26 protein-coding genes and 3 pseudogenes are annotated in these 26,577 nt (G+C 67.7%); 19 read left to right on the forward strand and 10 right to left on the reverse strand.

The features are described from left to right. The first annotated feature begins 3 nt into the window (after positions 1-3). The 4 genes and pseudogenes from WKH84_RS04225 (at position 4) to WKH84_RS04240 (ending at position 3,314) form a co-directional block, all read left to right on the forward strand. Positions 4-624, forward strand: a complete 621-nt coding sequence (locus WKH84_RS04225; protein WP_341855712.1) for a vitamin K epoxide reductase family protein — start codon at positions 4-6, stop codon at positions 622-624. A gap of 65 nt (positions 625-689) precedes the next feature. After that, positions 690-1,290, forward strand: a pseudogene (locus WKH84_RS04230) (TlpA disulfide reductase family protein). Further along, positions 1,287-2,126: a cytochrome c biogenesis protein CcdA gene (locus WKH84_RS04235; RefSeq protein ID WP_341855713.1), complete on the forward strand. Its 840-nt coding sequence runs from the start codon at positions 1,287-1,289 to the stop codon at positions 2,124-2,126. Before WKH84_RS04230 ends, WKH84_RS04235 begins: the two are co-directional and overlap by 4 nt. A gap of 363 nt (positions 2,127-2,489) precedes the next feature. Continuing rightward, complete coding sequence (locus WKH84_RS04240; RefSeq protein WP_341855714.1) at positions 2,490-3,314, forward strand: NlpC/P60 family protein; 825 nt, start codon at positions 2,490-2,492, stop codon at positions 3,312-3,314. Positions 3,315-3,455: 141 nt separating this feature from the next. Here WKH84_RS04240 and WKH84_RS04245 read toward each other — a convergent pair whose 3' ends face one another. Next, entirely contained in the window at positions 3,456-3,791 is a 336-nt protein-coding gene (locus WKH84_RS04245) for a MerR family DNA-binding protein (RefSeq protein WP_341855715.1), read from the reverse strand. A 138-nt stretch (positions 3,792-3,929) separates the two neighbouring features. Here WKH84_RS04245 and fdxA point away from each other — a divergent pair, with 138 nt between their 5' ends. From fdxA to WKH84_RS04265, 4 genes are all read left to right on the forward strand, one after another. After that, positions 3,930-4,277 carry a ferredoxin gene (gene fdxA / locus WKH84_RS04250; protein WP_259882333.1) on the forward strand — a complete coding sequence of 116 codons (348 nt, stop codon included), beginning with the start codon at positions 3,930-3,932 and terminating at the stop codon, positions 4,275-4,277. A gap of 234 nt (positions 4,278-4,511) precedes the next feature. Then, on the forward strand, positions 4,512-5,519 hold the full coding sequence (locus WKH84_RS04255) for an IS481 family transposase (protein ID WP_341855716.1): 1,008 nt from the start codon (positions 4,512-4,514) through the stop codon (positions 5,517-5,519). After that, on the forward strand, positions 5,510-5,941 hold the full coding sequence (locus tag WKH84_RS04260) for a bile acid:sodium symporter (protein WP_341856772.1): 432 nt from the start codon (positions 5,510-5,512) through the stop codon (positions 5,939-5,941). The genes WKH84_RS04255 and WKH84_RS04260 overlap by 10 nt, the downstream gene beginning before the upstream one ends. A gap of 184 nt (positions 5,942-6,125) precedes the next feature. After that, positions 6,126-6,425 (forward strand): hypothetical protein, encoded by a 300-nt coding sequence (locus WKH84_RS04265; protein WP_341855717.1) that lies wholly within the window; start codon positions 6,126-6,128, stop codon positions 6,423-6,425. Positions 6,426-6,565: 140 nt separating this feature from the next. Here WKH84_RS04265 and WKH84_RS04270 read toward each other — a convergent pair. The 3 genes and pseudogenes from WKH84_RS04270 to WKH84_RS04280 all read right to left on the reverse strand — a co-directional run bounded on the left by WKH84_RS04270 (position 6,566) and on the right by WKH84_RS04280 (position 9,278). Next, positions 6,566-7,501 (reverse strand): annotated as a pseudogene (locus WKH84_RS04270) (cation diffusion facilitator family transporter). Further along, positions 7,501-7,875: a metalloregulator ArsR/SmtB family transcription factor gene (locus tag WKH84_RS04275; protein ID WP_259882329.1), complete on the reverse strand. Its 375-nt coding sequence runs from the start codon at positions 7,873-7,875 to the stop codon at positions 7,501-7,503. The pseudogene WKH84_RS04270 and the gene WKH84_RS04275 overlap by 1 nt, the downstream one beginning before the upstream one ends. A 57-nt stretch (positions 7,876-7,932) precedes the next feature. Then, positions 7,933-9,278, reverse strand: a pseudogene (locus WKH84_RS04280) (IS256 family transposase). Between the two features lie 212 nt (positions 9,279-9,490). Between WKH84_RS04280 and WKH84_RS04285 the strand changes: the two are divergent. The 10 genes from WKH84_RS04285 to WKH84_RS04330 all read left to right on the forward strand — a co-directional run bounded on the left by WKH84_RS04285 (position 9,491) and on the right by WKH84_RS04330 (position 22,038). Beyond that, on the forward strand, positions 9,491-10,288 hold the full coding sequence (locus tag WKH84_RS04285; protein WP_341855718.1) for a copper resistance CopC family protein: 798 nt from the start codon (positions 9,491-9,493) through the stop codon (positions 10,286-10,288). A gap of 540 nt (positions 10,289-10,828) precedes the next feature. Beyond that, on the forward strand, positions 10,829-12,103 hold the full coding sequence (locus WKH84_RS04290) for an ISL3 family transposase (RefSeq protein WP_341855719.1): 1,275 nt from the start codon (positions 10,829-10,831) through the stop codon (positions 12,101-12,103). 94 nt (positions 12,104-12,197) lie between these two features. Then, positions 12,198-13,433, forward strand: a complete 1,236-nt coding sequence (locus tag WKH84_RS04295) for an ISL3 family transposase (RefSeq protein ID WP_341855720.1) — start codon at positions 12,198-12,200, stop codon at positions 13,431-13,433. A gap of 647 nt (positions 13,434-14,080) precedes the next feature. Beyond that, positions 14,081-15,345 (forward strand): IS3 family transposase gene (locus WKH84_RS04300; RefSeq protein ID WP_341855721.1). Its coding sequence is split into 2 segments (ribosomal slippage): positions 14,081-14,429 and positions 14,429-15,345, totalling 1,266 coding nucleotides; the frame shifts between segments, so codons are not numbered across the junction. Positions 15,346-17,123: 1,778 nt separating this feature from the next. Continuing rightward, entirely contained in the window at positions 17,124-17,687 is a 564-nt protein-coding gene (locus WKH84_RS04305; RefSeq protein ID WP_341855722.1) for a hypothetical protein, read from the forward strand. A gap of 24 nt (positions 17,688-17,711) precedes the next feature. After that, a complete protein-coding gene (locus WKH84_RS04310) occupies positions 17,712-18,497 on the forward strand; it encodes a hypothetical protein (protein WP_341855723.1) in 786 nt (261 codons plus the stop codon). A 90-nt stretch (positions 18,498-18,587) separates the two neighbouring features. After that, positions 18,588-19,931, forward strand: a complete 1,344-nt coding sequence (locus WKH84_RS04315; RefSeq protein WP_341855724.1) for a hypothetical protein — start codon at positions 18,588-18,590, stop codon at positions 19,929-19,931. A 79-nt stretch (positions 19,932-20,010) separates the two neighbouring features. Then, positions 20,011-20,238, forward strand: a complete 228-nt coding sequence (locus WKH84_RS04320) for a hypothetical protein (protein WP_341855725.1) — start codon at positions 20,011-20,013, stop codon at positions 20,236-20,238. Between the two features lie 207 nt (positions 20,239-20,445). Beyond that, positions 20,446-20,679: a hypothetical protein gene (locus WKH84_RS04325; RefSeq protein WP_341855726.1), complete on the forward strand. Its 234-nt coding sequence runs from the start codon at positions 20,446-20,448 to the stop codon at positions 20,677-20,679. A 66-nt stretch (positions 20,680-20,745) separates the two neighbouring features. After that, positions 20,746-22,038 carry a J domain-containing protein gene (locus tag WKH84_RS04330; RefSeq protein ID WP_341855727.1) on the forward strand — a complete coding sequence of 431 codons (1,293 nt, stop codon included), beginning with the start codon at positions 20,746-20,748 and terminating at the stop codon, positions 22,036-22,038. A 562-nt stretch (positions 22,039-22,600) separates the two neighbouring features. Here the strand turns inward: WKH84_RS04330 and WKH84_RS04335 are convergent. The 6 genes from WKH84_RS04335 to WKH84_RS04360 all read right to left on the reverse strand — a co-directional run bounded on the left by WKH84_RS04335 (position 22,601) and on the right by WKH84_RS04360 (position 25,687). Then, on the reverse strand, positions 22,601-23,260 hold the full coding sequence (locus WKH84_RS04335; RefSeq protein WP_341855728.1) for a metallophosphoesterase: 660 nt from the start codon (positions 23,258-23,260) through the stop codon (positions 22,601-22,603). Next, positions 23,253-23,447, reverse strand: a complete 195-nt coding sequence (locus WKH84_RS04340; RefSeq protein ID WP_341855729.1) for a hypothetical protein — start codon at positions 23,445-23,447, stop codon at positions 23,253-23,255. Before WKH84_RS04340 ends, WKH84_RS04335 begins: the two co-directional genes overlap by 8 nt. Positions 23,448-23,453: 6 nt before the next feature. Continuing rightward, positions 23,454-23,750, reverse strand: coding sequence for a hypothetical protein (locus tag WKH84_RS04345; protein ID WP_341855730.1), 297 nt, complete (start codon positions 23,748-23,750; stop codon positions 23,454-23,456). A gap of 88 nt (positions 23,751-23,838) precedes the next feature. Continuing rightward, positions 23,839-24,531 (reverse strand): hypothetical protein, encoded by a 693-nt coding sequence (locus tag WKH84_RS04350; protein ID WP_341855731.1) that lies wholly within the window; start codon positions 24,529-24,531, stop codon positions 23,839-23,841. Further along, positions 24,528-24,701 carry a hypothetical protein gene (locus WKH84_RS04355; protein WP_341855732.1) on the reverse strand — a complete coding sequence of 58 codons (174 nt, stop codon included), beginning with the start codon at positions 24,699-24,701 and terminating at the stop codon, positions 24,528-24,530. Before WKH84_RS04355 ends, WKH84_RS04350 begins: the two co-directional genes overlap by 4 nt. Positions 24,702-24,778: 77 nt before the next feature. Beyond that, positions 24,779-25,687, reverse strand: coding sequence for a hypothetical protein (locus WKH84_RS04360; RefSeq protein ID WP_341855733.1), 909 nt, complete (start codon positions 25,685-25,687; stop codon positions 24,779-24,781). Between the two features lie 367 nt (positions 25,688-26,054). On the opposite strand from WKH84_RS04360, the gene WKH84_RS04365 reads away from it, so the two are divergent. Next, positions 26,055-26,510: a helix-turn-helix domain-containing protein gene (locus WKH84_RS04365; protein ID WP_341855734.1), complete on the forward strand. Its 456-nt coding sequence runs from the start codon at positions 26,055-26,057 to the stop codon at positions 26,508-26,510. Positions 26,511-26,577: the final 67 nt, after the last annotated feature.

Consider the following 26,577-nt stretch of genomic DNA (forward strand, 5'->3'; position numbering starts at 1 on the left):
CGCGTGAGCACCACCCCTCCTCCCGCACCGCCGGAGAACGGCGACACCCGTGGACTCGGTGCGCTCCTCACCGCCACCGGAGCGATCGGCCTCGTCATGGCGGTCGTGCCGCTGGTCGAGAAGATCGCCCTGATCGAGGACCCCGCCTACGTCCCCTCCTGCGGCCTCAACCCGGTCCTGTCCTGCGGCTCGGTGATGGAGACCCCGCAGGCCGCGGCGTTCGGCATCCCCAACCCGATCCTCGGCATCGCCGGCTTCTCCGCCGTCCTCGCCCTCGGGTTCGCCGTCCTCGCCGGTGCGCGCATGGCGGGATGGATGAGTGTGCTGATCCAGATCGGCGTCACCTTCGCCGTGCTGTTCGTGCACTGGCTGATCGGACAGAGCCTGTACGAGATCGGGGCGCTGTGCCCGTACTGCATGGTCGTCTGGGCCGTCACGATCCCGCTGTTCTGGTTCACCACCCTCCACCATCTGCGCCTATGGACCCGCGGCGCCTCCACCTCCGCGCACCGGGCGGTGGCACTCCTGCACGAGTTCCGCCTGCCGGTGCTCGTCGCCTGGTATCTCGCGATCCTGACCCTCATCACGGTGAGGTTCTGGGACTACTGGTCCACGCTGCTCTGAGCACCGGCACCTGCGCGGCCAGCGCCTCCGACCCCACACCATCCCACTCCCGAAGGAAAGCCACCATGCCCGCCCGCTCCCGGCGACAGCTCCTCCACGTGACCGGGCTCGCCGCCGCCATCGGCCTGACCACAGCCTGCAGTAGCTCCGACACCAGCGACCGCTACGACTCCGAAAGCTCCGGATACGTCTCCGGCAACGGAGTCACCACGGAGATCGCCCCCCAGGACCGCGGCGAGCCCCTCGAGTTCTCCGGGACCACCTACGACGGCGACGCGTTCGACGCGGTCGAGCAGCCGCGGCAACGTCCTCGTCGTGAACGTCTGGTACGCCTCCTGCCCGCCCTGCCGGGTCGAAGCCCCGGACCTCCAGGCCATCCACGAGGAGTACGCCGACCAAGGAGTCGCCTTCATCGGCATCAACCTCCGCGACGGCGCAGGGCCCGCCCAGGCCTTCGAGGAGAACTACGGCATCACCTACCCGTCGATCCCCGACCAGCAGTCCGAGATCATGTACAAGCTCCGTGGAGTCGTCGCGCCCAATGCCGTTCCGACGACACTCGTCCTGGATCACGAGGGACGGGTGGCCGGCAGGATCTCCGGAGCAATCGACCCCTCGATCCTGCGGGCGATGCTCGACGGCGTTCTCGAGGAGGCGGCGTCATGACTGAGGGCGGTCTGGCGGAGACCTTCCAGTCGATCGCTCTGTCCGGATCACTCGCACTGGCCATCGCCGTGGCGGCGATCGCGGGTCTGATCGCCTTCCTCTCGCCGTGCGTGCCGCCGATCGTGCCAGGATATCTCGGGTACGTCTCCGGACTCGCCGGACAGCGCCAAGGAATACCTGCAGGAATCCGCACGAATCCAAGCGCCAACGGCCCTGATAGCCAGCGCCGGACCACCCGACAGGGAGCTGGGAGAATGCTGGCAGGCGGCGTCCTGTTCGTCGCCGGATTCGCGACCGTCTTCATGGCGCTCGGCGGATTCGCCGGCGCAGTGGGGTATCTACTGCAGGACCATGCAGTGTGGATCAACCGCATCGCAGGAATCATCGTAATATTCATGGGACTCATTTTCATGGGGCTCCTGCCGCGCTTCTCAGGAAACATCCAGGCGACGAAGAAGAAGCCCGACACCGGACTCCTGGGAGCCCCACTCTTGGGCTTCGTCTTCGGCCTGAGCTGGACCCCGTGCATCGGCCCCACCTACGCCGCGATCATCGCACTCTCCCTCGACCCGGGAGCCGGTGACTCCGGCGCGACCCGAGGCGCCGTCCTCGCCCTCGCCTACTCCCTCGGCCTGGGGATCCCCTTCGTCATCAGCGCACTCCTACTGGACAAGGCCATCGGTGTGAGCAGGGCGCTCTCGCGCCACCGACGACTCCTCGGAATCCTCTCCGGAGTCCTGCTGATCAGCATCGGCCTGCTGCTGCTCACGGGGACATGGGCCTCCTGGATGGACCAGCTCCAAGGCTCCATCGCCTCATTCCAACCCGCAGTGTGAGCGCCCGGACGGCCACCCTCACGACACATGTCCGGAATCACCGCGAGGTGAGTCGCTCAATCGGCACGGCGTCGCGTGCCAGAATGGTCCACGAGAGCCGTGACGTGAACCCCACTGGGTCACCGGGGAAGAGTAAAGAGAAGGTACGGGGCGCCGGGGAGCCGTGACCCTGGTTCAAGAGCAGGTGAAGTCCTTGACCAGGATCACCCTTCGCCGTTCCTTCTGCTCCGACCCCTGGGTACGTTAGTTGCACCGGTTACGAGGTACGAGAGTTTCTTCCCGATACTTGCGCCGCTTTTGCGTTGCCGCGACCCAATGCCCGACTCTCCCCGCACGATACGGGGATAATCACGGAGACCATTCATGGCCACGAGCAATTCCCACCGCGCGCCCGGCCGCGCAGTCACCCCCTCCGCCACAGCGGACGCGCCCTGCGCGGCACCGGCGGCGCCGCCGTTCTCGGCACCGTCTTCGCTCGGCTCCGCCTTCGCCGGCGGCGCCGCCCAGGCGCCCCCCGCCGCCCCGGCATCCGCCCCTGCCATCTCCTCGTCGACCGCCGCGCCCGCCGCCCCGGCCCCGACCGCTGCACTCCACTCCTCGGAGAAGCTCCGCTGGGGCTCCCAGGGCTCCACTGTCGAGCGGCTCCAGTCAGCGCTGAACGACGAAGGCGCCGACCTCGCCGTCGACGGCAAGTTCGGCAAGCTCACCCACGGCGCGGTGAAGGACTACCAGCGCGCCAACGGCCTCCAGATCGACGGCGTCGTGGGCCCCGAGACCCGTGGCTCCCTCAACGGCGGCGCCTCCATCGGCGGGTCCGGCACCTCCGTCCCCACCTCGGGTACATCCACCTCCAGCGGCGGCGAGGCCATCGTCGATGCCGCGCGCACCCAGATCGGCGCCTCCTACTCCTGGGGCTCCAGCAACCCCGGCGTGAGCTTCGACTGCTCCGGTCTGACCCAGTACGCCTACAAGCAGGTCGGCATCGACCTCCCCCGTACCTCCGGCCAGCAGGTTGCCGCGGGCACCCAGGTCTCGAAGTCCGAGGCACAGCCCGGCGATCTCGTCGTGTGGCCCGGCCACATGGGCATCTACGCCGGCGGCGACAAGGTCGTCGATGCGGGCCGCTCCCCCGGCGCCGTCACCGAGCGCACCATCTGGGGAAACCCCACCTTCATCTCCTTCCGCTGACACCAGCAATCACGAGCGGCGTGCACACCACCGGACGGTGGAGTGCACGCCGCTTCGGCATTCGCCAGCGGGGCGCAGGCAACACAGGTCTCCGGCACGCAGGTCAGGCGTCGCCCCGGGATCTGCGCACCCGTCACCTGATCAGGACCCGATGAACGACCGGAAGGCGCACTCGGAGCGGCACTGCTCGTCACTGTCGGGGCAGGTATCGACGTGGCCCCGTGCCTCGAGCAGCTGTCGTCGCATCTCGCTCATCGCCCGGATCTGCTGTTCGAGGGCGCTGATCTGCGCTGCGAGCAGCGGCTGAAGCGTGGCCTTGACGTCGGTGCACGTGCCGGAGTCCGCAAGATCCAGCGACTCACGGATTTCTGGCAGTTCGAGACCGAGCCGTTTGGCCGATCCGATGAACTCCAGGCGCTCGAGATGCTCCTCGCCGAAGTCCCGATACCCGTTGGCGTGTCGGTCCGCGGCGAGCACCCCGAGTCGCTCGTAGTAGCGCGCGGCGTGCTCGCCGGAACCCCGGTCCTCTCGGAAACCTCAGAGATCCTCATGTGATCGAACCTACGGTTCACCACCTTGACCTTCAACCCGGGTGCAAGGTCTAACGTCGTCGGCATGACTTACGCGATCGCTCTTCCCTGCGTGGACGTCAACGACCGCGCATGCGTGGACGAATGCCCCGTCGACTGCATCTACGAGGGCCAGCGGATGCTCTACATCCAACCCGACGAGTGCGTCGACTGCGGGGCCTGCGAGCCCGTGTGCCCCGTGGAGGCGATCTTCTACGAGGACGATCTGCCTGACCAGTGGGCCGACTTCTACCGCGTTAACGTCGAATTCTTCGACGACATCGGCTCGCCCGGCGGCGCGGCGAAGATGGGCCTCATCGACAAGGACCATCCGATCGTCACAGCCCTCCCGACTCAGAGCAGCGAGATCGACGCTTCCCGTGGCGCCAGTTGAGCGGCCCTGAGCGCCGCTGCAGACCCGCGTGACCATGCGAGACGGACCCCAGGGAGAAGACGTGCGCGTGAGCGTGAAGTGGATGGAAAGACACCAGGTGGCTCTGTACGTCGCAGGCCTAGCTGTTGCGGGTCATGACGTTGTAGTCACCGCGTAGGGGATGAAGGAACGGGCCCCGTGACCGGCACGATGGGTGGTGCTGAAGCCATTCATCTGCTGGAAGGGACCCGTTCCGTGACCCACCGTAATTCGCCGCTGACCCCTGCCGGAAGACTCCGCCTGATTGAACGTGTCGAGAACGACGGCCGGCCGATCGCCCACGTCGCTGCCGAGGCGGGGATCGCCCGCTCCACCCTGACGAAGTGGGTCCACCGCTATCGAGCCGAGGGCGTCGAGGCGCTGGAAGACCGCTCCAGCGCACCGGCTCTGCGGCCGGGCCGACCGCCGATCGAGGTGCTCGAGTTGATCGACTCCTGGCGGCGGGAGAAGAAGTGGTCGGCTCGCCGGATAGCTCTCGAGCTCGCTGATCGCGGGCACCACTACTGCGTCCGCACCATCGGCCGCTGGTTGGAGCGACTGGGGATCTCCCGCCGCAGGGACCTCGATTCGACCGGGGAGAACAACCGCGAGGCCCGCAGGATCATCGCCCGCTTCCCCGGCCACATGCTTCACCTGGACGTGAAGAAGGTCGGGAAGATCCCCGACGGCGGCGGCTGGCGAGCCCACGGCCGCGGTTCCGCGAAGGCGCTGGCCGGCAAGCGAGCGCATAGACAGCGAGTTGGTTACGCCTACCTCCACTCCGCGATCGATGGCTACTCCCGCCTGGCCTACACCGAGGTCCTCACCGACGAGACCGCCGCGACGACCATCGGGTTCTTCTCCCGGGCCAGGGCCTTCTTCGCCGCTCACGGCATCACTCGTCTGGTCCGGGTGGTCACCGACAACGGCTCCAACTACCGCGCGAAGACCTTCGTCCGGACCGTCGCCGCGCATGCGTCCAGGCACCAGCGGACTCGCCCCTATACGCCCCGTCACAACGGGAAAGTCGAGCGCTACCAGCGCATCCTGACCGAGGAATGTCTCTATGCCCGGGCATATGCCTCGGAGGACGAGCGCCGCCGAGCGATCAGCATCTGGGTCCACCACTACAACTATCATCGGCCACACACCGCCTGCGCTGATCAGCCCCCGGCCACCAGAGTCCACGAACGCGTCGACAACGTCATGACTTCATACACCTAGCTCTCGGTCTCGCCGTCGGACTCGCCGTACCCGAGCTCGCACACCCGGCCGAGCTCGCGATACACCCGGTCCTCGCCGTACTGCTCTACACGACGTTCCTCGGCATCCCGCTGAGCCGGCTCGGACAAGCATTCACGAACTGGCGATTCCTCGGCACCCTCACGGTGCTGAACTTCGTGATCGTGCCCGCGATCGTGTGGTCGCTCTCGCGCATCCTCGCCCACGACCAGGTCCTCCTCGTCGGGGTGCTCTTCGTCCTGCTGACCCCGTGCATCGACTATGTCATCGTCTTCTCGGGTCTCGCAGGTGGTGACGAGGAGCGTCTGCTCGCCGCCGCGCCGCCGCTGATGCTCGCCCAGATGCTCCTCTTCGCCCCTGTACCTATGGCTGTTCGTCGGGGCGGAGTTCGTCAGGTCCGTTGAGTACTGGCCGTTCGCTGAAGCGTTCGCGCTAATCATCGCCTTGCCGCTCATCGCGCCGCGCTCACACAGATCTTCGCTACCCGATCCCGCCTTGGCCAGAGAGCCGAGAGCGCCGCGATGGGAGCGATGGTGCCTCTCATGGTGCTCACGCTGGCCGTGGTCGTCACATCCCAAGTGGCCGCAGTTGGTCAGCGACTCAGCTCCCTGCTCGCTCGCCGCACCGGTCTACGCAATTTTCGTCGTCATCATGGTCCCAGCCGGGATCCTGGCGGGCCGCGCGGCGGAACTCGATGCACCCGGCATTCGCGCGGTCGCCTTCAGCGGCGTGACGAGGAACTCGCTTGTCGTCCTGCCGCTGGTTCTCGCTCTCCCGCCGGCATACGACCTTGCTCCGCTGGTCGTGGTCCTACAGACCTTGATCGAGCTCGTCGCGATGGTCGTGCTGGTCGAGCTGATCCCTCGCATCGTTCCCGTGGAGGTGTGATCCGGCACCAGACGGGACGCCTGGCTCGTGAGGCTCGGCGGCATTCGCGTCGCCACTGGCGCAGTGCCAGCCAGCACTCCGCACAGTGGTTGCGGGCACTCTCCCTGGCGCAAGTGATGAGCCTCCGACCCAGTGCCCATTCACGAGTGCAGACTACGCCCGGCCTCTCGTCGCTGCACCAAAGGGCTCTCGAGCTGGATAGTGGCGTGCTCGAACGCCACGGGGAAGTGGGTACTGACGCAGTCCTGGACTTCTTCCAGAATCCGGAGGGCATGCGCCGATTCGAAGCATTCCTCACCCACCACGACGTGCGCGGAGATGATCGGGAGATTGCTTCCGATCGCCGAAGCGTGCAGGTCATGGACGTCCTCCACATGCTCGAGCGCGAGGATGTGCTCCCGCACCTCATCGAGATCAACACCCTTCGGGGTGTACTCCATAAGGATGCGCAGCGTGTCGGCCATGATGCGGAAGGCCCTCGGAACGATCAGAGCAGCGATGAACAGCCCCGCCAATGCATCCGCCTGCTGGAAGCCCGTCACCTGGATCACGATCGCGGCCGTGATCACGCCCAGAGATCCCAAGGCGTCATTGAGCACCTCCAGGAACGCGGCACGCATGTTCAAGCTCGAGTCCTTACCACCGGCGAGGATGATGATCGCGACGATGTTCGCCACCAGCCCGATCACACCGAAGATCAGCGGACTGACCCGAGGGGGACCTCCGGCGGCTCCGACAGCCGCGAGATGCCCTCAACCGCCGTGTAGGTGCCGACCACGATAAGGAGTGTCGCCTGCGCCAGCGCCGCCAGCACCTCTATCCGAGCGAAGCCCCAGGTCCGGGTCTTGCTCGCGGGCCGGAGCATCATGGTCGCGGCGATCAGCGCGACGAGCGACCCCGAGGCGTCCACCAGTGCGTGCGCTGTGTCCGTGAGCGGCCGCAAGACTGCCGGTGACGACGCTTCCTACCGCCTGCGCCAGCACGATGACGGCAGTGATGGAGAATGCGATCGCCAGCCGAGTACGTGCCGAACTTGAGCTACCGCCGCCATGTGCGTGGTCATGTCCCGCGCCCATCAGAGATCAGCGTCCTCGAGCTCGGCGTGGTCATGGTGGTTCTTCAGCGATAGCGAGGCCCCGGACGCGGCAAGCAGGCTGTCCGCTGCTCCGAAGAGGTCAGCGAGCCTTCCCGGGTCGGTGAGGGAAAACCATGACGAACGCCCATCGATCCGCACGGTCACGACTCCGCAGTCGCGCAGGCAGGAGAGATGCTTACTGACCGTGGACTGCGCAAGGTGCATGTGTTCGACGAGGTCGCGCACCCGGTGCTCGCCCGTCGACAGGTGCTGGATCAGGGCCAGGCGCGTGGGCTCTGCGAGGGCGTGGAACAGCGCGGGGTGGCTGTCGTTGCCCTCGAAGATCGGTTCGTCCCGCAGATCATTCATCGTCATGCGGCGATGATATCGCTCCGCGGGGGGCCTGTCAATTCGTCTGTGTAAGCGGGGTGTTCACAGGTAGGGGGTGATCCGGTCGGGGTAGGCGGCGGCGAGTTGGGCGAGGGCTTGCTTCCAGTTCGTGACGACCTGGCCCTCGACGAGCCGGCCCTGGGCCTTCCGCTCGTTCGCGGGCTTGCCACGGTCTCGAGCTCGATCGGCGGCGCGCTTGTCCTCGATGTTGCAGATCGCGAGCCAGAGCGACTTCACGGCCGCGTCCGTCGAGGGGAAGTGTCCGCGGTTCTTCGTGACCTTCCGCGGCTGGTAGTTCAGCGACTCGATCGCGTTGGTCGTGTAGATGACCTTCCTCAGCATCGGCGGGAACTGGAGGAAAGGAACGAACCGGTCCCACGAGTTCTTCCAGGTCATCACGGTCGAGGGGTACTTCTGCCCCAGCGGCGAAGCCTCGAACTCCACCAGCGCCGCCCAAGCCGAGTCCTCGTTGGGCGCGGTGTAGATCGGCTTGAGCGCGGCGGCGACCTTCTTGCGGTCCTGGTAGGCCACGAACCGCGTCGCGGCCCGGATCAGGTGGACCACGCAGGTCTGGACCATCGAGTCCGGCCACGTCGCCTCGACTGCCTCCGGCAGGCCCTTCAGCCCGTCGCAGCACACGATCAGCACGTCCCTCACTCCGCGGTTGGCGAGGTCAGCGCAGACGTGGGCCCAGAACGCCGACCCCTCGGTGTCCTGGACCCAGATCCCCAGCACGTGCTTGACCCCGTCGAGATCCACGCCGACCGCGATATACGCGGCGCGGTTGATGACCTGGCTGTTCTCCCGGATCTTGATCCGGATCGCGTCGAGGTAGAGGACGGGATAGAACTCCTCCAGCGGCCGCGCCTGCCACGCGGCGACCTCCTCGAGCACGGCGTCGGTGACGTTCGAGATCGTCTCGTGCGACAGGTCCGTGCCGAGCGTGGAGGCCAGGTGGTGCTGGATGTCCCGGATCGTCATCCCGCCCGCGTAGAGGCTGATGATCATGTCATCGAGCCCTCCCAGGCGTCGCTGGCCCTTGGGGACAAGGCGCGGCGTGAATGAACCGGCACGATCCCTGGGGACGTCCAGCGCGATCGGCCCGACCTCGGACTGAACCGTCTTCGGCGACGTCCCGTTACGCGAGTTGGCGTGCTTCGACGCGTCCTCGGAGCCCTTCTCGTAGCCGAGATGGGGTCGCTCAGCTCCGCCTGCAGACCTCGCTCCAGCGCGGCCTTGACCAGCGCGGGCACGAACCCACCGTCCCCGGTCAGCTCTACCTGGCCGGCGTCGATCTGCTCGAACAACGCGTCCAGGCGCCCGGCGGCCTTCAACTGCTCGACCAGGTCCTGGCCCGAGGGCCCACCCGGCGTCTTCTCGTCGGTCATGGTCATGATTCTTACCGTTCCTCTCGGTACGGCTTACACAGACCATCTGACACGCCCTCCGCGGGCTCGCGGGGAAGAGGCGGAAGACCCCTGCTCGATCCTGAGAACCACCACAGTCCGGGCACGCCCTTCGCCACTAGACTCGACTCGCCCCGCAAGCGGGGCGCCAACGGCCCACGACCGGGCCACCCGACATCAAGGAGACGACGGACGTGGGACACAAAGTGGCGGCCGACAAGCCCGCATGGAGACCAGCGCGTCTTCTCCTGCTAAGCATGCTCGGGACGATCGCCTTTCTCCTTCTGCCGATCGCCGTCCCGGCACTGTTGCCGACCGCGTCAGCGCACGACACCCTCGCGTCCTCGAGCCCGGCCGACGGCGACAGCGTCGAGCAGGCACCAACGACACTCGACCTCACCTACAGCGACGACGTCCTGAACCTGTCTCCCGTCGTGCGCCTGAACGACTCAGCAGGTAACGAGATCTTCACCGAGACGCCGACCGTCACCGACAACACGGCCTCGATCGACCTGCCCCCACTGCCGGCCGATGACTACGAGATCCAGTGGCGCGTCGTATCCTCCGATGGCCATCCCATCGAGGGCACGGTGCGCTTCACCGTCACCGTCGGCGCCGAGGAGTCCGGAGCGGACGCGTCCACCGTCGAGGAGGACCCCAGCACCGCCTCGGTCGAGCCGAACACCTCCCCCACCGCGTCCGATCAGGTCGCCTCTCAGCGCCCCGAAGAGGACCGGAACAGCCCGCCGTTGAGCGTGATCCTCGGCGGTGTCGGCCTGCCTGCTGCTAGCACTCGGCCTCGTCGTCGCCATCACCCTCCGTGTGCGAGGCCGCGCCTCAGCCGACGACTGACGACCCCTCGACGCAAAGGCCAGTTGCCCATCCACGTCGACGCTCGATGCCCGATATCGTCCCAGCTCAGGCGCCCTGTACTGCCGGGACCGGACGGCTCCCCGCACCATCTCCTCCTCGCCGCTGCGCGCGGACGATAAATCCCGCATTCAGTGCGGCACACATCACCGTCAATGACAGCAGCAACCACCCACCCAAGCGCTGATCGCCGAGCGCATCGGCGCTCCACGTCCGCTCCATGACGCCGAACCAGTCCGCCTCGACGACCGGGAGCACGAACACGAGCAGCAACGCCGTCCCCGCCAGGACGACGGTGCCGACCGCCAGCGCAACCCAGCGCACCCGAGCCGAGACGGACTCCCTCCCACGGCCCTCCCTTGGACGCCGAGAGCCAGAGCAGTGCCAGCCACCAGGGCAACAGCGAGGATGATGAGGCGGCCCGGCGTCGTGTGCAGGCCCGCCCGCAGTGCTGGGGTGAGGTAGATCGATGCGAAGCACGCGGCACCCAGCAATGCGGCTCTTCAAGGTTCGTGGTGAAGGAGAGCGTCGCGTCGCTGGCGTAGAACGGCCCGTGGTCCTGCTGTGATGGGTGTTGTCAAGACATCCACACCTCAGAGGACCACGAGCCTGTGCACGAGAATACTGGTTCGCAGCGTGATGCTGCGAGCACGATCTTCAACTTGCCCGATTACCGCGTCACAGACGCGATCGACCTGCCCGACGGAGGCCGTCGAGTGGTGATCGAATCCATCGAGCCGCCGGGCTGTCCGTCCTGCGGGGTGCTCGCGACCAAGGTCCACTCCCGCCGGTCCCAGAAGGTGCGCGACGTCCCCGTGGCCGGGGCGGTGGAGGTGGTGTGGGCCAAGCGGCGCTGGTTCTGCCTCGAGCCGGCCTGCGCCCGGCGCACGTTCTGGGAAGCCACCGATCAGGTCCCTTACCGTGCGCGTTCGACGACCCGGTCGCGGGATCAGGTCGTCTCCGCGGTGCTCACCTCGGGCCGGGTCGCCTCCGAGGTCGCCCGGGCCCATGGCGTCTCGTGGTGGCTGGTCCAGGCCGCGCTGGCGGCGGCCGCAGTGGTCCTCCCCGCCGCCGAGGACGTGCGAGTGACGCGCCTGGGCATCGATGAGCACCGCTACCGGTCGGTGCGCTGGTTCCGCACCGACGACGGTGCCTGGAGACGGTTCGAGCCATGGATGACGACCCTGGTCGACCTGACCACCGGACAGGTCCTCGGCGTCGTCGACGGCCGGGACTCCACCGCCGTCGGTGACTGGCTTGCCCAGCGCTCTGAGGACTGGCGGGAGCGGATCGAGATCGTCGCGATCGATCCCTCGGCCGCGTTCCGCAAAGCACTGCGGACCTACCTGCCCCGCGCCGCGGTCTCGGTCGACAAGTTCCACCTCGTCAAGCTCGGGAACGACATGGTCACCGCCGTGCGGCAACGCCTGGCCCGCACCCATCACGGTCGCCGGGGTCGGAAGGATGACCCGGCCTGGGCGCACCGGATGCTCCTGCTGCGCGGCGCTGACACCCTCACCCCGAGGGCGTGGGAGCGGTTGGAGAGGGTGTTCCGCACCGATGACCCCACCGACGAGCTCTCCGCCGCCTGGGGCATCAAGGAGCGACTCCGTCGCCTGCTGGCCACCGACACCCTCGCCCAGGCCTGGAACGAACGGATGCGGATGGGCTACTTCGTCCAGATCGCGAACATGCCCGAGGCGACCAAGCTCTACGACACCGTCGTGACCTGGTGGGACGCGATCGAGGTCCTCATCGTCACCGGCGCGACCACCGCCCGGGTCGAGGCCGCGAACACCGGCATCAAGAACATCAAACGCATCGGCCGTGGCTTCCGCAACGCCGAGAACTACCGGATGCGTATCCGGCTCTTCAAGGTTCGTGGTGAAGGAGAGCGTCGCGTCGCTGGCGTAGAACGGCCCGTGGTCCTGCTGTGATGGGTGTTGTCAAGACATCCACACCTCAGAGGACCACGAGCCTGTGCACGAGAATACTGGTTCGCGGCGTGATGCTGCGAGCACGATCTTCAACTTGCCCGATTACCGCGTCACAGACGCGATCGACCTGCCCGACGGAGGCCGTCGAGTGGTGATCGAATCCATCGAGCCGCCGGGCTGTCCGTCCTGCGGGGTGCTCGCGACCAAGGTCCACTCCCGCCGGTCCCAGAAGGTGCGCGACGTCCCCGTGGCCGGGGCGGTGGAGGTGGTGTGGGCCAAGCGGCGCTGGTTCTGCCTCGAGCCGGCCTGCGCCCGGCGCACGTTCTGGGAAGCCACCGATCAGGTCCCTTACCGTGCGCGTTCGACGACCCGGCCGCGGGATCAGGTCGTCTCCGCGGTGCTCACCTCGGGCCGGGTCGCCTCCGAGGTCGCCCGGGCCCATGGCGTCTCGTGGTGGCTGGTCCAGGCCGCGCTGGCGGCGGCCGCAGTGGTCCTCCCCGCCGCCGAGGACGTGCGAGTGACGCGCCTGGGCATCGATGAGCACCGCTACCGGTCGGTGCGCTGGTTCCGCACCGACGACGGTGCCTGGAGACGGTTCGAGCCATGGATGACGACCCTGGTCGACCTGACCACCGGACAGGTCCTCGGCGTCGTCGACGGCCGGGACTCCACCGCCGTCGGTGACTGGCTTGCCCAGCGCTCTGAGGACTGGCGGGAGCGGATCGAGATCGTCGCGATCGATCCCTCGGCCGCGTTCCGCAAAGCACTGCGGACCTACCTGCCCCGCGCTGCGGTCTCGGTCGACAAGTTCCACCTCGTCAAGCTCGGGAACGACATGGTCACCGCCGTGCGGCAACGCCTGGCCCGCACCCATCACGGTCGCCGGGGTCGGAAGGATGACCCGGCCTGGGCGCACCGGATGCTCCCTGCGCGCGGCGCTGACACCCTCACCCCGAGGGCGTGGGAGCGGTTGGAGAGGGTGTTCCGCACCGATGACCCCACCGACGAGCTCTCCGCCGCCTGGGGCATCAAGGAGCGACTCCGTCGCCTGCTGGCCACCGACACCCTCGCCCAGGCCTGGAACGAACGGATGCGGATGGGCTACTTCGTCCAGATCGCGAACATGCCCGAGGCGACCAAGCTCTACGACACCGTCGTGACCTGGTGGGACGCGATCGAGGTCCTCATCGTCACCGGCGCGACCACCGCCCGGGTCGAGGCCGCGAACACCGGCATCAAGAACATCAAACGCATCGGCCGTGGCTTCCGCAACGCCGAGAACTACCGGATGCGTATCCTGCTGACCAGCGCCGCGAAAACCGTAGCGTGAATACCCGCCACAGCAGGGTCATTCACCACGAACCGCGAAGAGCCGCGTATCCTGCTGACCAGCGCCGCGAAAACCGTAGCGTGAATACCCGCCACAGCAGGGTCATTCACCACGAACCGCGAAGAGCCAGCAATGCTAGTGCTTCGCAGGGTTGGTGAGCCACCGCCCGAGCCGCGTACTCGGCCTCCATTCCACGATCTCCCGCAGACCCGCCGACCCGTCTGATCGGGGCGCGATCCGCTCCCGGATGAGGTCACCGAAACGACCTGCGACAAGGAGGGGCGCACAAACCAGTGCGAGCGGCGCGTACTGACCCAAGTGCGCGGAGAACTGCACCGGCGCGTAGACGCCCAGCAGACCACTCGTCAGCCAGACGATCAGGACGCATCCCGCGATCCATGCGGCGGTGCGCCGAACGGGCCATGCCCGCTCTTGAATGCCCGGCAGGGGACGGCGTGCGCGAACCCAGAGATAGAGGACGGCAAGACAGAGTGCGATCGCCAACCCGGCGACGTCCACCCTCCACGCCGTCAGCGTGGACAGTTCCGGCGGAGCCGGCAAGGGATAATCCGTGAGAGCTTGGGGCCTGACCCTTGTTCGTGGACACGCTGATTCCAGCATCTGCTGGGGAAGCGAGATCATGAACCATGGCCAGGAAGAACTACTCCGAAGAGTTTCGCCAGCAGGCGGTTGACCTGTACGAGTCGACACCGGGAGCGACGCTCCGCGGTATCGCGGAGGACCTCGGGATCGTCCGAGGCACGCCGCGACAGTGGCTCGAGACCCACGGGAGTGGGAAGAAGACCGCGGCTGACGGCACGCTGACCGACAGTCCGTTGCGGTCCGCGCCGACGCCCAGCACGGCCGATCCCAATGAGCCGCTCGAGCAACGCGTCGCTCGCCTGGAAGCAGAGAACGCCCAGTTGAGAGCGGAGACGACGAAGCTCACCACGGAGCGGGAGATCCTCCAGAAAGCCGCTAAGTATTTCGCTGGGGAGACGCGCTGGTGAGTCGCTTCCAGTTCGTCGCCGACCACCACGCCACCTACCCGGTGAAGCGACTGTGCGAGCTCGTCGAGATCGAGCGTTCCTCCTACTACGCCTGGCAGGCAGGCGCCCCGGCACGGGCCGAGAGAGCCGCCCACGATGCGGAGTCGCTGGAGCGGATCCGCATCATCCACGCCAAGGACGACGCTCAGGGTGTCCCACGGATCACGGCCGAGCTCAACGACGGTGCCGCACTCGAGGACCGCGTGAACCACAAGCGGGTCGCCCGCGTGATGCGGACCGCTGGCCTCGCCGGGTTCGTCAAGAAGCGCCGGCACCGCACGACGGTGCCGGAGCCTACCGACCGGGTCGTTCCCGACCTGCTGGGCCGGGACTTCACCGCCGAGGCGCCGAACCGGCGCTACGTCGGTGACATCACCTACCTGCCGCTGTCCGAGACCGGCGGGGGTGGGAACCTGTATCTCGCCACGGTGATCGACTGCTACAGCCGCCGCCTGGTGGGCTGGGCGATCGCGGACCACATGCGAACCGACCTCGTCGCTGATGCACTCAAGGCCGCCGCCGCGACCCGTGGATCTCTGGCAGGAGCGATCTTCCACAGCGACCACGGTTCGGTCTACACCTCGAAGGCCTACGCCGATCTCTGCGCCCGGCTCGGCGTGACCCAGTCGATGGGAGCCGTCGGCTCCAGCGCCGACAACGCGATGGCGGAATCCTTCAACGCGACGGCGAAACGCGAGGTCCTCCGCGACGCCGCGTGCTTCACCGACGAGCTCACCGCCCGCCGCACGATGTTCCGCTGGCTGACCCGCTACAACACCAAGCGCCGCCACTCCTGGTGCCGCTACCAGTCCCCGAACACCTACGAACGCACCTACACCGATAAACTCGCGCTCGCGGCGTAAACAACCCCCGTGTCCACGAACCGGGGGTAGGCCCCCTTCTGCGGTCGATGTGGCCGGCTCGGGCTCGTCCGGAACTGGAGGCGCCGAGTTCGAGAGGGGGGCGCCAAGTCCGGTCGCTGCCGTGACCAGGAACACCTCTCCCGTGACGAGCCGGAGGAAGAAGACTCTCTCCCCCGCATCACGCAGTCGTCCCAACGCGTCGCGGCGCCGCCACCATCCCGCCCCACCCAGCAGAATCAGCAAGACAGTCTTCGCCACGATCATCCACCCGTACGCCGAGGTGAACAGGTCCACCGGGCTCGAAAACCGGACCAGCGCCGACGCGATCCCGCTGAGGACAAGCGCGCCGTAGCAGGCAAGTGCCAGGGCGCTGAATCGCTCGGCCGCGCCGGCAGTTTCGCGCCGAGCCGCCCGGAGAGCAAGCACCAGCAGTGCAAGGCCGCCCAGCCACACCCCTGCAGCGACGAGGTGCACGATCATGGCGCTGGTCGCCGCTTCGTGGGACGTCTGACCCGCGGCGTGGCCGGTCATGGACTTCGTCACCAGCGCTGCGAGCATCAGGCCGAGCGAAAGCACGAGTCCCGTCCTGGAGCGGACGGCGATCAGCATCGTCGAGGCCACCGCGACGAATGCCGCACCGGCGAGCTGATACTGACCGAGCTCGAGCCTGGTCACGTACATCAGGAGGTCGGATCCGAAGCGCGGAGTGAAGGGTGCCTGACCGGCCGCTAGCGCATACCCCAACACGATGCGGACCACCAGCAAGCATCGACCACGTCGCACCGAGTCCCGTTCCGATATCCAGCGCACGCTCGAACGCCGGGTGGAAACGTCGAGTCGTCATCCCCTCATGCGAACGCGTCGGGCCCGTCGAGTCCACGCAGCGAGGCAGTACGACGAGCGCCAGCACCAGGCACGCCACGGCCCCTGCCGAGGTCAGATCACCGAGCACATCGACTATTGGCAGGCCCCACCGCACGATGGGCCCTGCATCGACCAGCTCGATCGACACCGGAGCCCCTGCCGAGGTCGCCGCGACCACTGTCCACAGCACCGCCCAGGGCGCCGCGGCACACACGACAAAGATCCTGATACGCATCGAACTCACGCGGACACCCCGAACCACGCGTCGGCCAAGGCCCAGCGGAGTGGCGGGGTGCCCACATGCACGCCACGGCGGGCTTCCGTGCCGACTGACGGGGCACCTCTCAGGAGCGCAGTGCTCACGGTCATGATGTCGTGTCTCCCATTCACCGTTACGGCGGCTACTGCGGTAGCCCCGCTCAGGCTAGCCAGGAACGGCGACGCCCCGAAATTCAGGGACTAAAAGCATGAGTAAGACCTCTACTGCCGGGCTGAAGGGGATGTATAGGTGAGTAGGCGTCACACGATCAGTCCCTCATGGGGAAGCCGACGGGAAGTGCATGTAGGCCAACCGGGTCCGTCAACGAACCGTGTCCGATCAGTTCTCGCATCGTGACCGGCCTGCTGGATCGGAGCGTTGCTATAGACCTTCGTGCCGGACAACGTTTGACTACCAGGCCAGTACTGATTGACAGTCAGAATCAGGCTTCATCACTCGTCGACACCTTCGTCCGATAATGGCTCTTACCGGACAATGAGAGTCATTCTCCCTGCTAGGAGCGTGCTCCCGACAGTTGTCGGCGGATGCTGTAGACCGAGCGCTGAACACATCACGCGCTCCATGCTGAGGCACAGCGGCCCGCTGAAACTGCGTACTGCTCGCTCTGCTGTGCATGCTGTGGGATGGTGAGCGCATGCCGATCGTTCGCAGCACCAGGCCCGACCTCGATGAGCGGCTCCCGATCGCCCTCGCCGCACGGATCGCCGACGTGGACCGCTCCTCCCTGTCCCACCTCGTCGACCACGGCCTGGTTCCGCGTCTCGACATCGACGCCGTCCGCTCCCTGGCCACGAGCGGCGAGGTGGCCGCCAAGGGCAGCGACGACCCCGGACACCTCGTCGTCCGCCTCGACGCCGACCCCGCCCTGCTCCGCGTCGTCGACATGAGCGACACAGAGCTCAGCGCAGCGGTCGAGGGACCCCACCGCGTTCCCGCGAGCTACCGCCACCGCGAGGGGCTCATCACCGTGCGCTCCTTCGTCATCGCCACCGGGCGCATCGATGCCATCGGCGACCCTGTCGCCCTGCGCACCGATCGCCGCGGCCGAGAGGTCGCCGCCCGCCCCATCACCGTCACCATCGAGCGTCGACTGAACGACCTCACCACCAGGCCACCCAAGGTCGCTGGTGAGTCACGCTGGCTCGGCCGCCGGGCACGCGTCGGCACAGGCGGTGTCGTCCTCCCGCTGACCCCGTAGTCGCGCTCTCGACGGAGACCAACAGTGACCAGACACAACGCGTCCACGAGCCCCTCCCGGTTCACCATCGAGCGATGCGACACCGGCGCGATGCTCACCCTCCTCTTCGCCCCCGGAGCCACCGTCGAGATCGACCTCAGCCACGAGGAGGTCGATGAGCTCAGAGCCCTTCTGACCTCATCCGTGCCCACCACCGCAGCCCCGAGCGCCTCCCCGAAGCCCGCACCGCCCGCGGCCGACCTCACCGCAACGTCCACCCCAGAGGAGCCGGTGTTCACCAGCACCAGCGGAGAGAACGCGGGCACGCTCCCCGCCGTACCGTCCCCACAGCAACTTCAGATCATCGACGGGGCGTCGCCGTATCTGGACCGTCTCGGCCTGACGCGCGAAGACCTCCACGCCACCCTCGATCGCCCGGACGACGAATGGGTCGACCACACAGGCCGGCGCGCCGTCGTCCTTCGCGGAGACCATGCAATCGTGCTCGGGCTCACGGACCAGGTGGTGCTCTCCATCCTGCCCGCTGCACGGGCACTGGCCACCAAGCCCCGCTCGGCGCCCCCGATCCCTCACTACAGCGGAGGCAGCGGAACCCGCTACCCCACCTCGATGCGCGAGCCGCACAACCTGCTCAGGGCCCGCGGGGTCCGCCTCGAACTGACCCCCGGCGGTCACTACCAGGCTGAGTACGAAGGTCGGCGCTACAACATGCCGCACACACCCTCGGATCACAAGTCGCTGCCCAACACCATCAAGGGGCTCGAGCGCGCTCTGCACATCGACCTCCGACGCGACGCCGCGGCCCGCTAGGAGCACCTCTGCGCACCCGCAGGTTGGAGATCGCCGCGCATCTGGGGGAACCTGGGGACACGAGAGATCGACGCCAGAGGGGGCGGGGACATGGACATCAAGCTCACAGGTAGGGGCGGGCCCTGGCGAAACGCGCCGCTGCGCGACCGGATCCTGATGCTCGGTGCCCTCCACGAGAACGGGATGAGCCGCGACCGGATCGGGGAGAAGCTCCGCGTCCTCCCGCCCCTGCTGAACAGCGCTCTCGACCAGCTCGTCACCGACGAATGGCTGAGGGCAGAGCACCCGGATGACCGCCCCACCCGCGACTCCTTCTACACGCTCAACCGTGAGCGAGAAGGTCTCCGACCCCTCATGGACTACTGGTACATCGAGTACGGGCTGAACCCCGGAGAGGCCAGCTGGCGGCCGCGGCGCGAACCCGACCGTGGCCTGTCCGATGAGCAGGTCGACCTCCTCAGCGAGGCCGTCCGCTCCGCTGATCAGGACGCCGCGCCTGTACCTTCCCGCACCTATCGCAGCTTCCGCAGCGAAGCGCTGGACCAATACCAGCGGACCAGCGAGATCGAGGCGCGCATGCAGTCGATCTACTCCGAGACGAAGTGGTCCAACGAGCGGGCTCGAGACATCGTCCACCTCCCGCCCGAACACCGGACTCGCCTGCCGGGACCTCGGACGGCGGAGGGCGGGCGGATCGCAGATCTACTGCTTCTGGCAGTCGCCTGCCGGGAAGCATCCCGCGAGGACGCCTGGAAGTTCGCCTACCTCGCTCGCTCGGCCGACGCCGCAATCCACCGTGTCCAGGCCATGTCCGCGACCCTGGGGCATGGACGCCACGCCCTCGCTCCGCTCCTCACCCCGAACAACTACCTGATCGAGGAAGCCCTCCGGGCCGGAATCACGATCGCCTCGACCAGTGAGCTCCTCGACGAACGCAAGCAGTACGCCGGCATCGACGACGTGGGGTTCGCCGGCGACGTCCTGATCGCCTACACCTACCGGGACATGGCCGCGAAGCTCGAGGACATCGCCTCTCGGATCATCGCCCTGCCAGCTGTCGCCGGTGCCGCGAGCTCCCCGCCCGGACTCGAACTGCTCGGAGACCCCGCCGCGCTGGACGTGCCCGCTTCTCGATGGCCGAACTCCCATGCGCAGGTGCTCGCGGACAGCGGCGAGCCCCTCCCCGATGACCACTTCGGAGAGGCGTTCACCCTCGACGACCCACGGCGACTGCGCACCGGAGACCGCATCGTCGGGGTCGGCACCCGAGGGCTCTCCACCTCCGTAGACGTCCACGCCGACCCCACCGAATCCGATGACGTCGAACTCACCATCCCCGACAGCCACATCACCTACGCGGTCCCCCTCGCGTTCCTCGGCGGCTACGACAAGCCGCAGATCCGACGCCCGAGGGAACCAGCAGACGAGCGGTGAGAGCCTCGGACGATCGTCCCGCCGGACGGCGACGCCGCCCACTCCTGGAGCCGCCGACACCGATTCCAGGGGAGGGCCGGTGGGAACCCGTATGTACACGCGCAGATTCCTGTCCGAGGTCACCGAGACCTACATGATCGCCGAGTCCGACCTGACCGACGAGGACCGCATCACCCTCGACGCATCTGCCGAAGTCGGGTTCGCCCAGTCTGGGGACGCAGACAAGATCCTCACCGGCTTCGACGCCGACCACGAGGAGATCACCGCCTGCGAGGATCGGCGACTCACGGTCGCCAGGATTCGCTGAGAACCGAAGGCAAGACCCCGAGGAGACGATCTCCCCGGGGTCTTGTGCATACCCTGTCTTGGCCCCATCCGCCGACGACAGGACTAGATTACCTGATTCGATCGCGGGCACACCATCGATGCAGGTCAAGGGGATCAAGAATGTCCCGCGGAACCATGGCCCCGCCCACTGGAAGATGTACGCGAACCCTCCGTGGAAGGCCCGGAAATGCCCGCTCTCGTCACCGCCATCGCCACCCAGAACCTCCCCCAGATTCGAGACCGGCTCGTCGCCGTCGCCGTCGCGCACAGCGCAGGCTCCCAGGGGCTCACCTCGAGCCGCATGCTGGTGTGCGCGATGTGGGCAGGCGTCATCTGCTCTCAGGGCGCCTCGACCGATGACGCTGCGAGCATCGCCTCGTGCATGCTCCACGACGCGCTGACCATCCCGGTCGCAGCATGATCGACCCGCGAGACGCTCCTGCCGCCCACTGATCCGGCAGAACGACCACTGCACAGGAGGGCGGACATGCCGATCACCCACTACGAGGCGCTCGGCGTCCCCCGAGACGCCTCGAAGGCCGACATCACGTCCGCCTTCCGCGCCCAGATGCGTGCGCTTCATTCCGACGCCGGCGGGGACGACGAGATGGCAAAGCGTGCCAGCTCTGCGTACAACGTCCTGTCCAACCCCACCAAGCGCGGCGCCTACGACCGCACGCTCGAGGCCGAGCCTCCCGCCACGCCTGCCTCGAGCAGACCTCCCGGCACCACCACGAAGCACCCGCACGACAGCCCTCGGCGCCGAGTGTTCCATCCCGATGATGCCGCCTTCTCCATGCTCACCGTGGACCCCTCGGCGTGGTCCTGGTACACGGCCCCCGACGATGACCCCGCCCCGACCCCGCGAGGACGCACGTTCCTGCCCCGCGCCCTGCGAGTGCTGGCGTTCCTGAGCTGGGCCCTCGCAGGCGCCGCGGCCGCGGCGACCCTGGGCATGCCCTTGGAGCGCCTGGAGCTGGTCTCCGTCCCCGTCGCTCTGCTCTGCGGTCTCGCCATCCACCTCGCATGGTCGCTGTCGCTGATCCTGCGCACGCACACCCACCGCATCGGACTCGGAGCCGCGATGCTCCTGGCCGCAGGCGCAGCGATCACCATCTACCTCGACGCAGGCACCCCGCTCCCGACACTCGGCGCGCCGCTGTGCCTGGGCTTCTCCCTCCTGACCACGTACCTCTCCTTCGGACTCTCGATGGCGGACCATGGAGACCGCGAGCAGAACGGCATCATCGACAGCTCCTTCATCACCCAGGTCGGGTCCACCTCCCTGGGAGCACGTCCCGACGACGTCGACCGCCTCGTCGGCGCCCTGGTCGGCGCCTTCGGGCACCGCACAGGGGTGCGGGTCATCCTGCTCCCGGACCGCGTCACACCTCGAGCGGGAGCCTCGCCGGTGCGATCCCAGGTGGCGGTCGTGGTCGGCAAGGCCATCCACCTGATCGCGATCCCACCGGTCGGTGGGGACGGGCTGGAGATCGCGGGATCCGACGTCATCAGCGACGGCCTGGTCCACCGCAACGTCGTCCGCGACGAAGTGCGGGCCCTCTCCGCCCGCCTCGGCCGCGGCGGGCACGTCCGCGGCTACATCGTGCCGACGTGCCTGAACCTCGACCCCGCTGCAGAGACCGAGTCCCACGGGGCGACCTTCGCGTCGCTCACCCGAGTGATCGGCACCATTGGCAACGACGCCGGCGCGGACCTCGACCAGCCTCACGTCCTGTTCCGCCACCGCGCACTGGATTCGATGGCGCCGCTGATCTGAACCTCCGAGATCGGTGCGGCATCCGCACGGTGGCGACGGGATCGACGATCGCCCCTCCCAGAGCCTCGGCTCCGCCGCGGCGAAGAGGGCACCGCGTCATCCCGCGAAGGCTCCGATGATGTCGGCGAACCAGAGGACGAATCGGGCCAGGGGCTAGCTGACCTGACCCCGCTGATCCAGCGGTCAGAGGAGGATCTGGATCAGGTTCGCCAGCGCGCGCGAACGGCACGATGGCCAGGGCGATTCTCCGAGCGGTCCGCTGCGTCCCGATGTCACGGTTCACGTCGCTGAGGATGAACACGGCGAACGCGCCGAGGACGGCGACGAGCAGCGCCCCGGCCGACTTGAAGAACTCCCCACGCACGAGCAAGAACCCGCCGTAGCCCAGGAACCCTGCAGTCAGAAGGGAGACGAGCCCGGCGCCGAACCGAGCCGCCCGCGCATCGATCTGGCGAGCGGCGCGCTCCCTCGCTGTCCTGTCCTCGGGTCCGTCGTCCATGGGGTGAATCCTCTGCTGTGGCCGGTTCGAGCGTCGATCATCTCCCATGGGGCCGACACTCGCTCAGCGGATGCGGTCTTCGATGAGGGCGGCGATCTCGGGGGCGGCGGCGGGGCGTCCCCACGCGTCCCAGCCGACGTGGATCTGCCGGGGCAGGGCCGCTTCCGTCGCTGAGACCGAATGGGTGTGCCCGTGGAGTAGCGTCGCACCCTCGTCCCGGAGCCTCCACTGGGTCTCGCGCGGGCCGTCGGTGTGATCGGCGAAGTAGGGGAAGTGCGAGAGCAGGACCCGGTGCGGCACCGATCCGTTCCGGGCGCCGAGCTCGCGAGTCGGCGGGACCTTCACCGCGGCGAACGTTCCTGCCCACTCGATGCCCAGATCGAGGGTCTCGCGCGGCGCACGGATCGAGCGCTCCCCGAACAGCGGGTGCGCACGGTCGTGGTTGCCCAGCACCAGGCGGATCCTCCCGTTCAGCCGCGGCACGATCTCGGCGAGCCTGCGCGGGGCGACCAGGGCCAGGTCGCCCAGATGCCAGACGATGTCGTGCGGCCGGACGTGCCGGTTCCAGGTGGCGATGATCGCCTCGTCGTGTGCGGCCACCTGCTCCTCGCAGACGTCGGTCGCCGAAGGGGTGCCGGGGGCGAAGCCGCGTTCGCGGGCCAGGACACGGTGGCGGAAGTGGGTATCGGAGGTGAAGTGCATGGCAGGCACGGGGTCACTCATCGTCGTGCTCCTGGTTCTGATGGGGCCCGAGGCGAATTAACGAGAGGCTCCAGGACGAGCCTCCGATCAGCTGGGTGGCCGAGATCGGCTGGAATACGCCGCGCGCCGGCTGTCCATCCTTCAACGCCACGAGGGCGAGGCGGCCGAAAGGGAGGTGGTTGATCAGGTGGTGCTTGATGCGCTTCATGCCGGGTCAGCCTCTGTTCTTGTCGCCGCAGAAGTCGCAGGAGCCGTCGCTGACGACGACGAGGTACGTGCTGTGGACGCCGTGCTCGATGCCCGGGCAGGGGAAGTCGAGGCCTGCCGTGTAGTTGTCCCAGGCGAGACAGAACGTGTCGACCTCGCCGTCCCACTTGGCGTAGGCGTCGAGGAGGGCGCTCACCGTCGCTCGCGGGAACGGACGGAGGCCGGCGACGGCCGCAGTGCCCCGCGGCGCGGTGGCCAGCTGGGCGCTGTCGGTGCGGATCACCGAGACGGCGAAGGTCCACATGTCGTCGTGGTCGAACCCGTCTGAGGTGTCGCTGTCGCCGATGTAGGCGGGCGCTCCTCGCGGGCGATCTGCTCGGGGGGCTTGAGGGTCATGCGCCGGGCTCCCATCCGGATCGTCGGGCGTCGTGGAGGCGACCGTCACACAGCCGCACGGGCGGCGTGAGCTTCGGCCAGCTCTGCGTGGCGCGCTGGTTGCACTCGTCGCACTCCTCGGCCGAAGGGGTGTCCTCCTGCAGGGCGTCGAGCAGCGGTCCGAGACGCCGGGACCACAGCAGGTTGTTGTCGCCGGTCAACAGCCGGCGGGTCGCCTCGGCCTGGTCGCGCTCGACGAGCACATGGGCGAGAGCGGCTACTAGTGGGTCGTGCTCCCGGCTCGTGTCGTCGCGGACGACCACGAGCTCGCCGTCTTCGACCTGCGAGTCGACGTGCACGACGTAGGGGCCCTTCGCGCCGTCGTCCGGGACGCCGTCGACGTGGATCACGACAACGGTCTCGCCGCACTCGTCGTCGAAGTCGACCCTGCCGAAGTTCTCCTCGGGCGTGACGCCCGTGACCTCGGTCCCGTAGGGGATCCAGGGCTTGCCCTCGCAGCGGGCTCCGGTGTCGTAGGGCGTGAGCTCCGGGGAAGTCGCGATGTCGGTCTCGATCGGGGTGAGTGCTTCGGCGATCGTGGTCGCCACGTCGTCGAGGAGGCGTGCCACGGCGGGGTCGTGGCTCAACTGCAAGAACGCGCGGAACTTCTGCCGGGCGATGGACAGAGCGATGTCGGTCGTGTTGTTCACGGACGAGTCTCCTCGCGGAGGGAGCGCTTCCACGCGGCGCGCTCGCTGCGCTTGCGGGTACGTCGCGCCATCGTGCGAGCCTTGCCCGGCGCCTGACCGCAGCACGCGCAGTCGCGGCCACCCGGGCCCTCCGCGCAACGTCGGCCGATCATCTTCTGGGTGGCGGACACGAGGGGCTCCTTCACAGCGGGGGACATCTACCCGTCCAGTGGGCGGGTGCCGTCCCTCGCAGGACCCCGTCCCGGCCTCAGCGGCTGTAGCTGTACCCGGCGAAAGCCTCGCGCGCCAGGCCGAGCACGTCCTGCAGGCGCGTGCCGAGCTCTCGGCGTGCGACCGGCTCGGTGATCTCCAGTCGCTCCACGAGCTCTGCACGCGTCGGGAACTCGCCCTCCTGATGGCGGGCGAAGTACGCGCGAGCCACGTCGGCCGCGGTCACAGGTGCTCGTCGCGGCGCGCACCGGCGCCGGCGCTCTCGGTCCTCGTCCAGAGCTTCGCAGCGCTGGATGACGGAGGTGATGAGCTGGCTTCGGTCCTCGACGTCGAGGTCCGGGTCGTCGACCGTGGTCAGATGCACGTCGTCGGCCACGTCAGGGTCGTCGAGCGGGACGACCCTCGCGGTGCTCAGGTGATCCCTGGTGATGAGAACCGACTGGCGCGCGGCATCCTTGCGCGTCGCGTGCATCCGTTCGTTGTGGAAGGCGACGAGTTCGTTGTTGGTGGCGGGGCGCTGGTACTCGAGCTCGAACAGTCGCCGGGACTTCTGAACGAGGGCATCGCGACGGCTCTGAGTGTCGCCCCCAGGGGCTCCCGCAGTGCCGTCCAGAAGGCCCTTGCGGCGGTCCTCACGCAAGTATGCTCGAGTCTCGGCCTCGAGGATCACCGGCAGGTTCGAGGAGTAGTTGAAGACGTGGCTGGCGCCCCCGCCGTTCTTGGCCAACCAGCGCTTGTCCACCATCTGCAGGAGGGCCTGTCCGAAGTAGGAGAGCGCGACGGGCCGCTCGCGCGGCTCGAGGCGGGCGACACGCTGGACACGGGCGAGAACTCGTGCAATCGAGGGCTCCTGTGCGACGAGGAAGGCTTCGATCAGCTCACGGCGCTGGTTCTGGTCGTGGGTGTGGAGGATCGCGCAGAGGTCAGCCTTCCATGGGGTGCCCACGGTGTCCGCGTCGCATTCGCATCGGCGATGGTGCTGAAGCACGTCGGGAGGGGCGAGGCGCCGGTCCATCACTGTCCTCCCCCGTGTGTGAAGACGCCCCGAGAGTCGGCCTGGTGGGAGGGGAGGTTCGGGATCATAGGAGCTCCTCCGGTGATTCCGGCGGGATCGGGGCGGGAGACACTTCGCCGCATCTCTAGGTGCGGCGAGCCTCACACACGCATCTACAGATTGCAACCCGTGGACGCGCCGTAGCTAGCGTCGCGCATCTGTAGATTGCCGAGCGCTCGATCCCAAGGTATCTTCGGGTACCGACAGGGCCAGAGAGCCGCCGACCGAAGGCCGATCAGGGATGGGAGATGGGAACGCGATGTCGAACGATCCGTCCTCGGACCACGTCCCGCACCTCGCTGAACGTCTCGACCTCCTGTTCCGAACCGTCCCGCGCGACGAGGGTGGGTCGGAGATGCACACCTCGACCAGCATCGTGGAGGCTCTGCGGAGCGAGGGGATCTCCGTGACCCCGAATCACATCCGCGCCATGAGGGCGGGGCGCCGGTCCAACCCGTCGTTCCGCCTTCTCGCCGGCCTCGCAGAGATTTTCCGGGTCCCACTGGACTACTTCGTCGACGACTCCGTCGCCGCCGAGATCGAGGAGTCGCTCCAGGCGCTGGTAGCCATGCGCGACACTGGAGTCCAGCAGATCATGATGCGAGCGCATGGGGTGTCATCCGACAGCCTCGGATCGGTGCTCGCGCTACTCGATCAGATCAGACGTATTGAAGGGCTCGACAGCGGTGGTGACCAGCAAGACCGAAATGCGTGAGCGCCGCTCGAGCTTGAGCGTGCTCTCGCGCTTGATGCCTACCATCATGCGCCTGCGACGCTCGAAC

Source organism: Brachybacterium sp. GPGPB12, from assembly GCF_038396325.1.
GTDB classification, from domain to species: domain Bacteria; phylum Actinomycetota; class Actinomycetes; order Actinomycetales; family Dermabacteraceae; genus Brachybacterium; species Brachybacterium conglomeratum.